This is a genomic window from Duganella sp. 1224 (assembly GCF_013408245.1).
Classification (GTDB): Bacteria; Pseudomonadota; Gammaproteobacteria; order Burkholderiales; family Burkholderiaceae_D; genus Rugamonas.
Window position 1 is genome coordinate 1,760,975 of the sequence record NZ_JACBYS010000001.1, and the last position, 14,504, is coordinate 1,775,478.

General features: G+C 67.7%; 7 protein-coding genes. 5 read left to right on the forward strand and 2 right to left on the reverse strand.

From position 1 onward, the window contains the following. Positions 1-30: 30 nt before the first annotated feature. Positions 31-8,001 carry an SdrD B-like domain-containing protein gene (locus tag FHW58_RS07830; RefSeq protein WP_179672479.1) on the reverse strand — a complete coding sequence of 2,657 codons (7,971 nt, stop codon included), beginning with the start codon at positions 7,999-8,001 and terminating at the stop codon, positions 31-33. Between the two features lie 261 nt (positions 8,002-8,262). Between FHW58_RS07830 and FHW58_RS07835 the strand changes: the two genes are divergently transcribed. The 5 genes from FHW58_RS07835 to FHW58_RS07855 all read left to right on the forward strand — a co-directional run bounded on the left by FHW58_RS07835 (position 8,263) and on the right by FHW58_RS07855 (position 12,478). Beyond that, positions 8,263-9,282, forward strand: a complete 1,020-nt coding sequence (locus FHW58_RS07835) for a hypothetical protein (RefSeq protein WP_179672480.1) — start codon at positions 8,263-8,265, stop codon at positions 9,280-9,282. Beyond that, positions 9,279-10,973, forward strand: a complete 1,695-nt coding sequence (gene recJ, locus FHW58_RS07840) for a single-stranded-DNA-specific exonuclease RecJ (RefSeq protein ID WP_179672481.1) — start codon at positions 9,279-9,281, stop codon at positions 10,971-10,973. Before FHW58_RS07835 ends, recJ begins: the two co-directional genes overlap by 4 nt. Before the next feature lie 61 nt (positions 10,974-11,034). Further along, positions 11,035-11,469, forward strand: a complete 435-nt coding sequence (locus FHW58_RS07845; protein WP_179672482.1) for an antitoxin Xre/MbcA/ParS toxin-binding domain-containing protein — start codon at positions 11,035-11,037, stop codon at positions 11,467-11,469. Next, positions 11,470-12,159: an RES family NAD+ phosphorylase gene (locus tag FHW58_RS07850; protein WP_179672483.1), complete on the forward strand. Its 690-nt coding sequence runs from the start codon at positions 11,470-11,472 to the stop codon at positions 12,157-12,159. A gap of 1 nt (position 12,160) precedes the next feature. Beyond that, the gene (locus tag FHW58_RS07855) at positions 12,161-12,478 is read left to right on the forward strand and encodes a DUF2288 domain-containing protein (protein WP_179672484.1); all 318 of its coding nucleotides are present in this window, start codon (positions 12,161-12,163) and stop codon (positions 12,476-12,478) included. Here the strand turns inward: FHW58_RS07855 and FHW58_RS07860 are convergent. Further along, complete coding sequence (locus FHW58_RS07860; RefSeq protein WP_179672485.1) at positions 12,444-14,495, reverse strand: alpha/beta hydrolase domain-containing protein; 2,052 nt, start codon at positions 14,493-14,495, stop codon at positions 12,444-12,446. The two genes, FHW58_RS07855 and FHW58_RS07860, sit on opposite strands and share 35 nt — an antisense overlap. Positions 14,496-14,504 lie beyond the last annotated feature (9 nt).

Genomic DNA, 14,504 nt, shown 5'->3' on the forward strand with positions numbered 1-14,504 from the left:
ATTTTCTCTCTCTGTCAGTAATAAGGTGAATCAGGCGTGGACGGCCGGGCATTGGCCGACCAGCTGGACTTGCTGGGTTGCCGGCGCGCTGTCTTGCATCAGGTCGGCGATGGTCGGGGCCTGGATGCCGGCGGCGGCCGCGTCGCTGGCGGCGACGTTGAAGTAGACGTCGGTCATGTCAGCGGTCTTGCCGTTGCTCAGCGTGACGCTGCTGCGCTCCAGGTGCAGGTTGTTGTTGGCGTCCAGGAACGGCAGCTCGGTGTGCGCCACCGTCAGGCTGACGATGCCGGCCTGGCCCAGGCTGATCAGTTCGCCGGCATCGGTCTTGCCGTTGCTGTTGGCGTCCTGCCAGATCAGCAGGCTGGCGAACTGCGCGTCCTTGGCGTTGACCACGCCGTCGCCATTGCTGTCGTAGCTGGCCAGCTTGGCGAAGCCGGACCCCTTGCTGGCGCCGCCGAACAGTTCGCCGATGTCGTCGATCTGGCCGTTGCCGTTCTTGTCGATGGCCAGGAAGCCGTCGTTCTTCGACAGCCAGCCCGACTGGATCGCCTTGCCGGTGCCCAGCAGGTCGAAGCTGCCGGTCATGTCCTGGCGGGCGATGGTGTGGATGCCGTCGCCGTTGAGGTCAATGGCGATCGGCGTGATGCTGGCATCCCAGCTCATGTCGTTCTTGCCCGAGGTCAGCGTGATGGTGTCGGTCTTGGTGGTGTTGACCAGGTTCTTGGCGTCGCCGATCACGTCCGAGTCGATCGCATCATTGCTGCCGACGTTCTTCAGGCCCCACTTCCAGGTGCTCATGTTGTAGGTAGCCTTGTCCGAGGCGAAGTAGACCTTGACGTCGGTCTTGTCCAACGCCAGGTAGTAATTGCCCGGATTCAGGTCGCTGAACTTGTAGTTGCCGTTGGCATCGGTCTTGATGGTCGAGCCGATCTGCTTGCCGGTCACGGCGTCGAACAGCGACACGCTGATGCCGCCAATGCCCTCCTCGCCGCTGTCCTGGATGCCGTTGTGGTTGGCGTCGCGCCACACCTTGTCGCCGATGCTGGCCTTGCGGTAGATGCCGGCGTCCTCGGTGGTGAGGTGTTGGCCGGTGGCCAGCGTGATCGCGTCGGTCTTGCCGCTGCTGCCGGAAATGCTGGTGATGTCGGAATCGCTGGCGTCGTTGCCCTGGCCGCCCTTGGTGAAGTACCAGCCGCTGCCGTTGACCACTTCCACCTTGTAGCTGCCGGCCTGCAGGTCGTCGAACAGGTACTGGCCGCCGTCATGGGTGACGGTGGTGCCCTTGAGCGCGCCGCTGACGGCGTCGTACAGCTTGACGGTGACGCCATCGACGCCCTTCTCGCCGCTGTCCTGCACGCCGTTGTAGTTGCTGTCCTCCCACACGCGGTCGCCGATGCTGGCCGATTTGACCAGGCCGGCGTCGCGGGTCTTGTCGACCTGGCCGGAGCTGAGCGTGAACTGGCTGGTCACGCCGTTGCCGTCGGCGTCCGAATCGGCGCTGTCGTTGCTGCCCTGATTTTGCTTGGTGAACACATAGCCGTCCGGCGCGCTGAACTTGACCGAGTACTTGCCCGGCATCAGGTCGCTGAACGAGTACAGGCCATTGGCGTCGGTGGTGGCGGTGGCCACGGCGGCGCCCTTCTCGTTCAGCAGCGTGACGGTGACGCCGCGGGCGGCGGCCTCGCCGCTTTGCTGGATGCCGTCGCCATTGGTGTCGTACCAGACCTTGTCGCCCACTTCGGCCTTCTGATACAGGCCGGCGTCCAGGCTGGTGACGTTCTGGCCGGCGGTCACGGTGACCGCGCCGAGGTTGCCGCTGGCGTCGGCGTCGCTGTCGGTGGCGCCGCTGCTGCCCTGGTCCTTGGCGGTGATCAGGAAGCCGCTCGGCGCCTTGATGCCGACCGAATAGGTGCCGGCTTCCACCGAGAACTTGTAGTTGCCGTTGCTGTCGGTGGTGGTGGTCTTGACCACGTTGCCGGTGCTGTCGCGCAGTTCGACGGTGACGCCGGACTTGCCGCTTTCGCCGTCATCCTGGATGCCGTTGGCGTTCTTGTCGATCCACACGCGGTCGCCGATGGTGGCGGCGGCCAGCACGCCGGCGTCCACCGTCTTGTCGGTCTGGCCCGAGGTCAGCTTGACCACGTGCGACACGCCGGCCGCGCTGACGTCGGAGTCGATGGCGTCGTTGCTGCCGACGTTGGCGCTGGTGAAGGCCATGCCTTCCGGCAGCGAGGCCTTGTCGAACACCACGGTGTAGTTGCCCGGCTTGAGGTTGCTGAACTGGTAGTTGCCGTTGGCGTCGGTGGTGACGGTGGCGCCGACCTGTTTGCCGTCGGCATCCAGCAGCATCACCTTGACGCCGCAGACACCGGTTTCGCCGCTGTCCTGCAGGCCGTTCTTGTTGGCGTCCAGCCAGACGCGGTCGCCGATGCTGCCCAGCTTGTACAGGCCGGCGTCGACGCTGGTGTTGATCTCGCCCGCCTTGAGGGTGATGGCGCTGCTCTGGCCGTTGCTGCCGAAGTCGCTGTCGACGCTGTCGTCGCCGCCGACGTCCTTGCCGGTGAAGCTGTAGCCGGACGGCGCCGTGACCGACACCGTGTAGCTGCCCGGATCGGCGGTGAAGCTGTACTTGCCGTCGGTGCCGGTGGTGGTGGTCTGCACCACCTTGCCGGTGCTGTCCTTCAGCTGCACGGTGACGCCGCCGATGCCGGCTTCGCCGGCGTCCTGCACGCCGTTGCCGTTCTTGTCCTCAAACACCAGGTCGCCCAGCTTGGCCGGGACAGCGGCGATGCCGGCGTCCAGGTCGGTGTAGACCTGGCCGGAGGTCAGCGTCACCTGCGCGGTCTTGCCGGTGCTGACGTTGGCGTCCGAATCCTTGGCGTCGTTGCCGCCCAGGTCGGCGCCGGTGAAGACGTAGTTGGCCGGCAGCGTGGCCTTGTCGAACTGCACGCTGTAGGCGCCCGGCTTGAGGTTGGTGAAGCTGTAGTTGCCGTTGGCGTCGGTGGTGGCGGTGGCGCCGGTCGGGTTGCCGGCGGCGTCCAGCAGAATCACCTTGACGTCGGCCACGCCGGTTTCGCCGGCGTCCTGCACGCCGTTCTTGTTGGCGTCCATCCACACCTTGTCGCCCAGCGTCGCGCCCTTGTAGAAGCCGGCGTCGACGTTGTTGTTGGTCTGGCCGGCGCCCAGGGTGATCTGGTCGCTCTGGCCGTTGGCGTCGACATCGCTGTCCACGCCGTCCGCGCCCTTGTGCTGGCCGGTCGCGGTCATGCCGGCCGGGGCGGTCACCGACACGGTGTACTTGCCCGGATCGACGGTGAAGCTGTACTTGCCGTCGGCGCCGGTGGTGGTGGTCTTGACGATGTTGCCGCTGGCGTCCTTGAGGTCGACCTTGACGCCGACGATGCCGGCTTCGCCGCTGTCCTGCACGCCGTTGCCGTTGCTGTCTTCCCACACGCGGTCGCCCACGGTGGCTTGCTGGATCACCAGGCCGGCGCGCAGCGTCAGGTCCTGGCCGGAAGCCAGCGTGACTTGCGCGGTCTTGCCGGTGCCGGTGTCGGCATCGGAGCCAGCGCCGCCCGGACCGCCTTGCGCGGCCGAGGTGAAATCGTAGCCGGCGGGCAGGCTGCTCTTGTCAAACTGCACGCTGTACTTGCCCGGCGCCAGATTGGTGAACTGGTAGTGGCCATCGGCGTCGGTGGTGGCGACCGCGCCTGGCACGGCCACGCCGTTGGCGTCCAGCAGGATGACCTTGACGCCGGCGGCGCCGGTTTCGCCGTTGTCCAGGCGGCCGTCACGGTCGGCATCGAACCACACGACCTGGCTCAGCGAGGCCGGACGGTAGACGCCGGCATCGATGTCGTTGTTGACGTCGCCCGGCGCCAGCGTGACCTTGGCGCTGCCGCTGGCGTTGACGTCGCTGTCCAGCGCGCCATTGCCGCCCTTGCCGGCGCCGGTGAACACATAGCCCGACGGCGGCGCCACCGACACGGTGTAAGTGCCGGGATCGACGGTAAAGCTGTACTGGCCGCCATCGTGGGTCACCACGGTGCCGACCACGTTGCCGCCGGCGTCCTTCAGCGACACGGTGGCGCCATCGACGCCCTGCTCGCCGGCGTCCTGCACGCCGTTGCCGTTGCTGTCTTCCCACACGCGGTTGCCCACGGTGGCTTGCTTGATGACGATGCCGGCGTCGATGTCATGGTTGTTCTCGCCGGCGCCCAGCGTGACCTGGCCGCTCTTGCCGGTGACCACATCGGCATCCGAGCCGGTATCGGCCGCGCCCTGGCCGGCGGTGGTGAACACGTAGTTGGCCGGCAGGCTGGCCTTGTCGAACTGCACGCTGTAGGTGCCAGGCTTGAGGTTGCTGAAGTTGTAGTTGCCGTTGGCGTCGGTGGTGGCGGTGGCGCCGGTCGGGTTGCCGCTGGCGTCCAGCAGGATGACCTTGACGCCGGCCACGCCGGTTTCGCCAGCGTCCTGCACGCCGTTGCGGTTGGCGTCCAGCCACACCTTGTCGCCCAGCGAGGCCGGGGCGGCGACGATGCCGGCGTCCAGGTCGGTGTAGACCTGGCCCGAGGTCAGCGTCACCTGGCCGGTCTTGCCGGTGCTGACGTTGGCGTCCGAATCCTTGGCGTCGTTGCCGCCCAGGTCGGCGCCGGTGAACAGGTAGTTGGCCGGCAGCGTGGTCTTGTCGAACTGCACGCTGTAGGTGCCCGGCTTGAGGTTGGTGAAGCTGTAGTTGCCGTTGGCGTCGGTGGTGGCGGTGGCGCCGGTCGGGTTGCCGGCGGCGTCCAGCAGGATCACACCGACGCCGGCCACGCCGGTTTCGCCGGCGTCCTGCACGCCATTCTGGTTGGCGTCCAGCCACACCTTGTCGCCCAGCGTCGCGCCCTTGTAGAAGCCGGCGTCGACGTTGTTGTTGACTTGCGCCGCGGTCAGCGTGATGACGCCGCTCTGGCCGCTGGCGTCGATGTCGCTGTCGACCGCGTCGGCGCCCTTGTGCTGATCGGTGGCGCTCATGCCAGCCGGCGCGGTCACCGACACGGTGTACTTGCCCGGATCGACGGTAAAGCTGTACTTGCCGTCGGCGCCGGTGGTGGTGGTCTTGACGATGTTGCCGTTCTCGTCCTTCAGATCGACCTTGACGCCAACGATGCCGGCTTCGCCCGCATCCTGCACGCCGTTGCCGTTGCTGTCTTCCCACACGCGGTCGCCCACGGTGGCTTGCTGCACCACCAGGCCGGCGCGCAGCGTCAGGTCCTGGCCCGAGGCCAGCGTGACTTGCGCGGTCTTGCCGGTGCCGGTATCGGCGTCCGAGCCGGCGCCGCCCGGACCGCCCTGGGCGGCCGAGGTGAAATCATAGCCATCCGGCAGGCTGCTCTTGTCGAACTGCACGCTGTACTTGCCCGGCGCCAGATTGGTGAACTGGTAGTGGCCATCGGCGTCGGTGGTGGCGACCGCGCCCGGCACGGCCACGCCGTTGGCGTCCAGCAGGATGACCTTGACGCCGGCGGCGCCGGTTTCGCCGTTGTTCAGGCGGCCGTCGCGGTTGGCGTCGAACCACACGACCTGGCTCAGCGAGGCCGGGCGGTAGACGCCGGCGTCGATGTCGTTGTTGACGTCGCCCGAGGCCAGCGTCACCTTGGCGTCGCCGGTGGCGCTGACGTCGCTGTCCAGCGCGCCGTTGCCGCCCTTGCCGGCGCCGGTGAACACATAGCCCGATGGCGGCGCCACCGACACGGTGTAGGCGCCCGGATCCACGGTAAAGCTGTACTGGCCGCCGTCATGGGTGACCGTGGTGCCGACCACGTTGCCGCCGGCGTCCTTCAGCGACACGGTGGCGCCATCGACGCCCTGCTCGCCGGCGTCCTGCACGCCGTTGCCGTTGGCGTCCTCCCACACGCGGTTGCCCACGGTGGCCTGGACCACCACGATGCCGGCGTCGACGTCATGGTTGTTGTCGCCCGAGTTCAGCGTCACCGGCGCGCTCTTGCCGGTGTTGACGTCGGCGTCCGAGCCGGTGTCGGCCGCGCCCTGGCTGGCGGTGGTGAACACGTAGTTGGCCGGCAGCGTGGCCTTGTCGAACTGCACGCTGTAGGTGCCCGGCTTGAGGTTGTTGAAGCTGTAGTTGCCGCTGGCGTCAGTGGTGGCAGTGATGCCGGTCGGATTGCCGCTGGCATCCAGCAGCACCACCTTGACGCCGGCCACGCCGGCTTCGCCCGCGTCCTGCACGCCGTTGCGGTTGGCATCCAGCCACACCTTGTCGCCCAGCGAGGCCGGACGGTAGAAGCCGGCGTCGATGTCGCTCTTGACCTGGCCCGGGGCCAGCGTGATGGCGCCGGTGTTGCCGCCGGCGTCGATGTCGCTGTCGGCAGCGCTGTCGCCGCCCTGCGTGGCGCCGGTGGCCACGTAGCCGTTGGGCGCCGTGACCGATACCGAGTAAGTGCCCGGATCGACGGTAAAGCTGTACTGGCCGCCGTCATGCGTGGTGACCGTGCTGACCACCTTGCCGCTGCCGTCCTTCAGCGCCACCTGCACGCCGTCGATGCCCTGCTCGCCGGCGTCCTGCACGCCGTTGCCGTTGCTGTCTTCCCACACGCGGTCGCCCACGGTGGCTTGCTTGATGACGATGCCGGCGTCCAAATGCTGGGTGCTGTCGCCCGAATTCAGCGTCACCTGCGCGGTCTTGCCGGTGCTGACGTCGGCGTCGGAATCCTTGGCGGCGTTGCCGCCCTGGCCCTGCGCGGTGAACAGGTAGTTGGCCGGCAGCGTGGTCTGGTCGAACTGCACGCTGTAGCTGCCCGGCTTTAGATTGCTGAACTGGTAGTGGCCGCTGGCGTCGGTGGTGGCGGTGGCGCCGGCCACCGGATTGCCGCTGGCGTCCAGCAGCGTGACCTTGACGCCGGCCACGCCGGCTTCGCCGCTGTCCTGCACGCCGTTGCGGTTGCTGTCGTACCAGACGGTGTCGCCCAGCGAGACCGGGCGGTACAGGCCGGCGTCGGCCTTGTTGTTGGTTTCGCCCGGCGCCAGCGCGATCGGCGCGGTGCTGCCGCTGGCGTTGATGTCGCTGTCGGCGGCGCTGTTGCCGCCCTGGCCCTGCTGGGTGGCCACGTAGCCGGCCGGGGCCTGCACGGTGACCGAGTAGGTGCCGGCGTTGACGTCGAAGTGGTAGGCGCCGGCGGCGTCGGTGGTGGTGCTGGCCACCACCTGGCCGCCAGCGTCCTTCAGCTGCACGGTAACGCCGGCGATGCCCGCCTCGCCGCTGTCCTGCACGCCGTTGCCGTTGAGGTCTTCCCACACGAAATCGCCCAGGTGCGCCTGCGGCACCTTGAAGGTCAGGTAGTTTGGCGTGGCGCTGGTGTCGGCCGCGCCGCAGCCGACCAGGCCACCGGCGTCGCGCACCTTGAAGCCGATGTCGAAGCTGCCCGAGGTGGTCTGGCTCGGCTCGAAGGCCAGCTTGCCGGCGGCGATGTCGTCGGCCGACACTTCCGCGCCCACGGCCAGCGCCACGCCGTTCAGCGTCAGCTTGCCGGCGGTCGGCAGCGAGGTGATGATGACCGACTTGAAGGCGTCGTGCTCGACCTTGTCGACGAAGCCGAAGTCGCCTTGCGCCAGCACCATGGCGTTGCCGTTGCTCAGATTGAAGGTCTTGTCGGCGCCGGTGGGCGCGTCGTTGACCGGGTCCACCACCACCTGCAGGCTGAGGGTGATGTTGTTGGAAACGCCGGGGCCCTGGTCCAGCACGAACTCGAAGGTGGCGAACTTGCCGTTGTAGTTTTCCGCCCACTGGCCGGGACGCACGTAGATGGTGTCGGCGTCGACCTTGCCGAACAGCGGCGTGTCCTTGGTGGCGATAGTACCGTCCGGCATCACGACCGACATGGCGTTGATGCGCAGCGTGGTGCTGGCGGTGTAGCCGGCGCTGGCCAGCAGGTCGCGCACATCGAAAGTACCGTTGGTATCTTCGCAAATGTGAATGGTGGTAGCAAGACTGATCGAGCTCATTCTGGGCCTTGAATAATAATTTTTTGAATTGATAATCGGGCCGGCGCGGCTGCTACGCGGGTTGGGTAGGCAGTGGCAGGAGGTACTAAATCGGGCATCACGGTGTTGGAGTGATTGCCAAGCGGACATCTAAGTTGTCGCAATTATAGCTAACATTTACTTACGATAATTAAGTTTTTTCTCATCGTTGTGGTTTTTTCGTAATTTAAGTTTCTATAAAGAATTAATTCATGCGAAGCCCGGATGCCCTACAATCTCGGGATGACTGAGATTACCCTTGCCCTGCCCTTTGGCCTGCCGCCGGCGGAGTTGGCCAACGACCTGCTGCGCGCCCTGGAAACGCCGGCGCTGGCCACCCTGCTGGGCCGCCACAGCGATTTGCAATACCAGGTGTTCAACCACGACAGCCGGGTGCTGCCGCACGAGGCCTGGCTCGGCGACACGCTCGGCCTGGGCGCCGACGGTGCCTTTGCCACCGCCTGCATGCGCGGCTGCGGACTGGCGGCCGAAGCCAGCCAGGGCCACTGGTTCCTGCTGCAGCCGGCCTATGTGCAAATCTCGCGCACCCATTTCCTGCTGACCGACCTGCGCGGTCTGCAACTGGGCGAGGCCGATTCGCGCGGGCTGTACGACATCGCCCGGCCGTATTTCGACGATATCGGCAAGCCGCTGCTGCACGGCGCGCCCGGCCTGTGGTTCCTGCGCGCCGACGACTGGGCCGGCCTGAGCACCGCCTCGCCGGACGCCGCCACCACCCAGAGCATGGGCGACTGGCTGCCCGAGGGCGAGCACGCGCGCGCCTTCCGCAAGCTGCAGAACGAGGTGCAGATGCTGTGGCATGAACACCCGATCAACGAGGCGCGCCAGGCGCGCGGCTTGCAGCCGGTGAATTCCTGCTGGCTGTGGGGCGGCGCCGGTCCGGCCGCGCCGGCTGGCCGCGTGGCCGTGGCGGGCGGCACCGCGTGGATGGACGCGCTGGCGGCGCCGGATTCGCGCCAGGCTAGCGCCGCGCAACTGATCGCCCAGCCCGGCGCGGCGCTGCTGGCGGACCTGATCGCGCCGGCGCAGGTCGGCGACTGGGCCGACTGGCTGGCGCGCGTGCAACGCCTGGAGCAGGAGTGGTTCGCGCCGCTGCTGGCCGCGCTGCAGGACGGCCGCATCGGCGGCGTGCGGCTGGTGCTGAGCCACCGCTTTGGCACCAGCACCGTCAGCACCAGCAGACTGGCGCTGCGCAAATTCTGGCGCAAGCCGACCCTGACTCCCCTGTTGAAGCAATCATGACACGCATTAGTACCCGTTCCGTCCCGTTCCGCGAATCCGAAATGCTGCGCCAGAACGGCGTCCACCCCGTGCTGGCGCGCCTGTACGCGGCGCGCGGCCTGCGCGATCCGAAGGAGCTGTCCAGCGAACTGGCGGCGATGATTCCCCCCTCGGGCCTGCTGCACATCGACGCCGCCGCCGTGTTCCTGGCCGACGCCATCGCCGCGCGCAAGCGCATGGTGATCGTGGCCGACTACGACTGCGACGGCGCCACCGCCTGCGCGGTGGCGCTGCGCGGCCTGCGCGCCATGGGCGCCCAGATCGATTTCATCGTGCCCAACCGCTTCGAGTACGGCTATGGCCTGACGCCGGAAATCGTTGCGCTGACGGCGCGCGAGAAGCAGCCGGACATCATCATCACCGTCGACAACGGCATCGCCAGCATCGATGGCGTGGCCGAGGCCAACCGGCGCGGCATCGAGGTAGTGGTGACCGACCACCACCTGCCAGCCGACACCTTGCCGGCCGCGCGCGTGATCGTCAATCCCAACCAGCCCGAGTGCGGCTTCCCCAGCAAGCATATCGCCGGCGTCGGCGTGATGTTCTACGTGCTGCTGGCGCTGCGCGCGGAACTGCGCCAGCGCGGCGTGTTCGACGCCCAGACCCAGCCCAAGCTGGACAACCTGCTCGACCTGGTGGCGCTGGGCACGGTGGCCGACGTGGTCAAGCTGGACGCCAACAACCGCATCCTGGTGGCGCAGGGCCTGAAGCGCATGCGCGCCGGCCGCATGCACGCCGGCGTGGCGGCGCTGTTCCGCGTGGCCGGGCGCGAGCCGCGCAACGCCAATCCCTTCGATCTCGGTTTCGCCCTCGGCCCGCGCCTGAACGCGGCAGGCCGGCTGGAGGACATGTCGCTGGGGATCGAGTGCCTGATCACCGACGACGAGGGCCGCGCCTGGCAACTGGCGCAGCAGCTCAACGAGATCAACCTGAAACGGCGCGAGATCGAGGCCGACATGCAGGACACCGCCCTGCTGCACCTGGACGCGTTTGAGCCGGCCGAGCGCAGCACCATCTGCGTGTTCGACGACGCCTGGCACCAGGGCGTGATCGGCATCGTCGCCTCGCGCCTGAAGGAAAAGTTCTACCGCCCGACCATCACCTTCGCGCCCGGCGCCGACGGCTGGATCAAGGGTTCCGGGCGCTCCATCCCCGGCTTCCACCTGCGCGATGCGCTCGACCTGGTGTACAAGAAGGCGCCGTCGCTGATCGACAAGTTCGGCGGCCACGCCATGGCGGCCGGCCTGACGCTGCGCGCCGACGCCTTCGACGCATTCGCCCAGGCCTTCGAGGAAGTCGGCCGCGCGTGGCTGAGCAAGCCGCAGCTGGAACGCGTGATCGAAACCGACGGCCCGCTGGAGGACGCCTACTACACCACCACCTTCATCGAGCTGATGGACGGCCAGGTGTGGGGCCAGGGCTTTGCGCCGCCGGTGTTCTGCGACGAGTTCCGCGTGGTCAGCCAGCGCATCCTGAAGGAGCGCCACCTCAAGCTGCTGCTGGAGAAAAACGGCGCCCGCTACGACGCCATCTGGTTCGGCCATACCGACGCGCTGGGCGAGCGCGCCCGCGTCGCCTTCCGGCTGGACGCCAACGAATACAACGGCGTTACAAAAGTACAACTCCTGGTCGAGCACGCCGAGGCGGCGTAAGTGAAATCGGATTGCATTTTATCCGAAAACGGAGTATAACAACTCCATCACCGGAGGATTTATGCTCAACTATGCTTACCCTCGCAGCCGCTTCGAACCGACCGTACTGGTGGATCTGAACGCCAAGGCCGAGCGCGAGCGGCTGTCCAAGTCCGCCCTGAAGGGCTTTTTCAAGCTGGTCGCCACTTGGAAGGTGCGCGATGAGGACGCGCGCCAACTGCTCGGCGGCCTGTCCAACAGCGCCTATTACGACTGGAAAAAGAATCCCGAGCGCACGCTGGAAGTCGATTGCATCACGCGCATTTCCTACCTGCTGGGCATCTACAAGGCGCTGCACATCATCTACGGCGACAAGCTGGCCGATGAATGGGTCAGCCTGCCCAACAACAACCAGATTTTCGAGGGCCGCACGCCGCTGGCCTACATGCTGGGCGGCGGCCTGATCGCCATGCAAACCGTGCGTCAGCTGCTGGACGCCCGTCGCGGAGGGCTGTAAGTGCCGGTCAGCCTCGTTCCGCCCTTAACCACGCTGCGCCAGTTCGACACCTGCCGTCTGCTGCCCTCCCGCTTCGCGGACGTGGAGGATTCCGTGCTGGCGCCGCTGGCCGACAGCGACGCCCACCTGCGCGACCTGTTCGACCTCGATAACGCCACCAACGCCCGCCTGCGCACCCAGAACGGCGGCGCGGCCGGCATCAATGTCGACGAACTGGTGTTCGGCGTGCCCAATTTCCGCATCGTCAACGCCGCCTTCACCTACGCGCATCCGCAGGGCAGCCGCTTCAACGATGGCCGGCGCGGCGCCTGGTACTGCGCCTTCGACGCTGAGACGGCGCTGGCGGAAGTCAGCTTCCACAAGGCGGTGGAGTACGCGGAGATCAACCGCTTCGACGACAGCGTGCAGTATCAATGCATGCTGGCCGACTTTACCGCCACCTTCCACGACATCCGCAACCAGCCGCGCTACGAGGACTGCCTGGCGCCGGACAGCTACATCGCATCGCAGACGCTGGCCGAGCGCCTGCTGGAGGGCGGCGCGCTGGGCGTGATCTACCCCAGCGTGCGGCGCCCCGGCGGCACCAACCTGGCCTGCTTCCGCCCGGCGCTGGTGGGCAATGTTCGCAAAGGCGCGGTCTATCGGTTAACATGGCAAGGTAGTCCCGTGCCGAAGATAGAAGTGATTTAACATGCAAACCAAACCAGAAAAAGACCTCGAACTGCGCAACAAAGTCAACCGCGAAACGGCACGCCTGCCGTGGACCGAGCTGCTCAAGCATTTCGCGCAGGGGAACGTGGTGTGGGTCGCCAATTCGCTGGACCTGGTCGACGTGGCCGTGCGCATCTCGCACGACGACAAGGCCAACATCAGCCAGTGGATGAGCTCCGGCCTGATCGCCAAGGTCAGCGACCAGCAGGCCCAGGGCTGGCTGGAGGCCAACGCCGAACTGTGGGCCTGCGTGGTCAGCCCGTTTATCCTGGTACAGGAACAGAAGGCCCTGAACTAGGGAACAGATAGCCGCAGCCCGGGTCCGCCGGGTCGCGCGCCATGATGCGGTCGTACAGGCCGACATTTTCACGCATCGTCCGCTCCACATCCTCCGGCAGCAGCAGGCCGGCGGCAACCTGCCGCGCGGCGGCGGCGCGCACGGCCTCCACGTAGGCGTCGCGCGTGGCGTAGCGCGCCGCCAGGCTGGGGCGCGGATCACCGGCCGCCGCGCGTTCCGCCTCGGTGCGGGCGAACGGCACAAAGCTGCCGTCGAAGCGCGAGGTGGCCCAGGCAAAGCCGGTGTCCGGCGCGCGCAGGTTCCAGCCGGTGTGGGTGCCGAGCGGCGCCTGCAATTCCACCAGCCGCACGCCGCCCCTGTCGTTGCCATCGGCGTCCGGCGTCGGCACCAGTGTTTCGTAATCGTCGCCATGCCGGGGCGGGACGATGTCGGCGATGCCCTGCGCGGCAAAGCGGCGGCCGAAGTCCAGGCGCGGCTCGCGCAGGTTTTGCGCCGGCGGCGTCAGGCCGACGGCGTTGGGGAAGATGGCGCGGTAATCGGCCACCGTGGTCAGCGTGCCGTCGGCCAGGCCCGGATAAGCGCTGGGCGGCGGCGGCTTGCCGCTGACGCTCCACTCGTCCAGCGCCACGATCAGCGCGCGCATCGGCAGGTAATGGTCGCTGGTCGAGACGCAGGCGGTGAACGGCGCCCGCTTGCCGGAGCGGCCGACGTAGTGCTGCGCCCCCATGAAACCGTACAGGCGCACGTTGTCGGCCGGCGCCACGTCGCGCGCGCCGTCCGGCGTGGTGGCGATCAGCGAGGCGCCGCGGTTCCAGAATTCGGTGGAGGTATTCGCGTAAATTAGCTTGGGCAGCTGCCCCTGCCGGTCGCGCGCCTTGTCCAGCGTGGACGCGGTCCGGCCGCTGGCCGGGTCGCGCGACGGCGCGCTGGTGAACGGGAAGGCGTCGGCCGGATAGTCGTGCTCCTCGAGCATGGACGGATGGCGCGTCGGCTGCGCGAAGCGGCTGTTGAAGCCGGCCGAGCCGCCGGCGCCCGGCACCTGCAGGTAGGCGCCGTTGAAGGCCAGCCGGCCGCCCTCGTCAACGTTGAGGCCATCGTGCAGCATGCGGCCGATGACGCGGCCGGACTGGCTGATGCCGAACATGAGCACATTGCGCGGCGCCGGCGCGCCCTCAAACGGGTGGTCGCGCAGGTAGGACAGCAGGTCGCGGATACCGGCCAGGCCGGCGCCGGTGACATACGGGTCTTTCGCCACATAGCTCAGTTCATAGAGCGTGTCGGGCTGGAAGCCGCCGTCCAGCTGCACCCGGCCGGCGCCGCCCGGCTGCTCGGGCGCGACAAAGCGCCAGGCGCTGCGCGGGATCTCGCGGCGCGCGTCGTCGGGACGGGCGCGCCGGGTCAGCTGCGCATGCGGATCATTGGGCGTGGCCGGTTCGTAGGTCAGGCCGCGCATGCCGGCGTAGGTGGCGATATCAGCGGGCGCGTTGACGGTGAATTCGTTCTGCACCCTGCCCTTGACGCCCCTGACCACCGGCGGCGCGAACACCAGCGGCCGGGCGCCGGCCGGCTGCGGCGCCACGTCCCAGGTCCAGGCGGAAAACAGCAGCGAGAAACCGTGCCGCATCAGGAAGCCGTCACCGGCGTCGGCGGCGGTGGCGGGATCGTTGTGGGCCGGGCTGCGGCCGTTGACCTGACCGAGAATGGCGATGTTGCCGCGGTTGTTCACATCGTAGAGCAAGGTGGTCGGCTGCGCGACCGTGGGCCGCAGCAGCACGAACTCGCTGGAGAACAGCACCCGCCCGCGCCGGTCGCGCGGCGCGCGGCGCAGGTCGACGATGGCGGCGTTGGCGGGCGCCTTCGGGTCCAGCGCGTAGTAGGCGACGCCGCGGATCTTTTCATACGCGCCGTAATCGCCAAAGCTGACGCCCGGCGCGAACGGCACCCGTTCGACGACCTCGATGCGCTCGACGGCGGCGTGCGCGACGACGGCCAGCGTCAGGCCGGCCCACGCCAGCATGGCGCGGAC

Excerpts from the sequence above, each read along its gene's own strand:
- FHW58_RS07830 (WP_179672479.1), bottom strand. The coding sequence starts at position 8,001 with ATGAGCTCGATCAGTCTTGCTACCACCATTCACATTTGCGAAGATACC.
- FHW58_RS07835 (WP_179672480.1), top strand. The coding sequence starts at position 8,263 with ATGACTGAGATTACCCTTGCCCTGCCCTTTGGCCTGCCGCCGGCGGAG.
- recJ (WP_179672481.1), top strand. The coding sequence starts at position 9,279 with ATGACACGCATTAGTACCCGTTCCGTCCCGTTCCGCGAATCCGAAATG.
- FHW58_RS07845 (WP_179672482.1), top strand. The coding sequence starts at position 11,035 with ATGCTCAACTATGCTTACCCTCGCAGCCGCTTCGAACCGACCGTACTG.
- FHW58_RS07855 (WP_179672484.1), top strand. The coding sequence starts at position 12,161 with ATGCAAACCAAACCAGAAAAAGACCTCGAACTGCGCAACAAAGTCAAC.
- FHW58_RS07860 (WP_179672485.1), bottom strand. The coding sequence starts at position 14,495 with ATGCTGGCGTGGGCCGGCCTGACGCTGGCCGTCGTCGCGCACGCCGCC.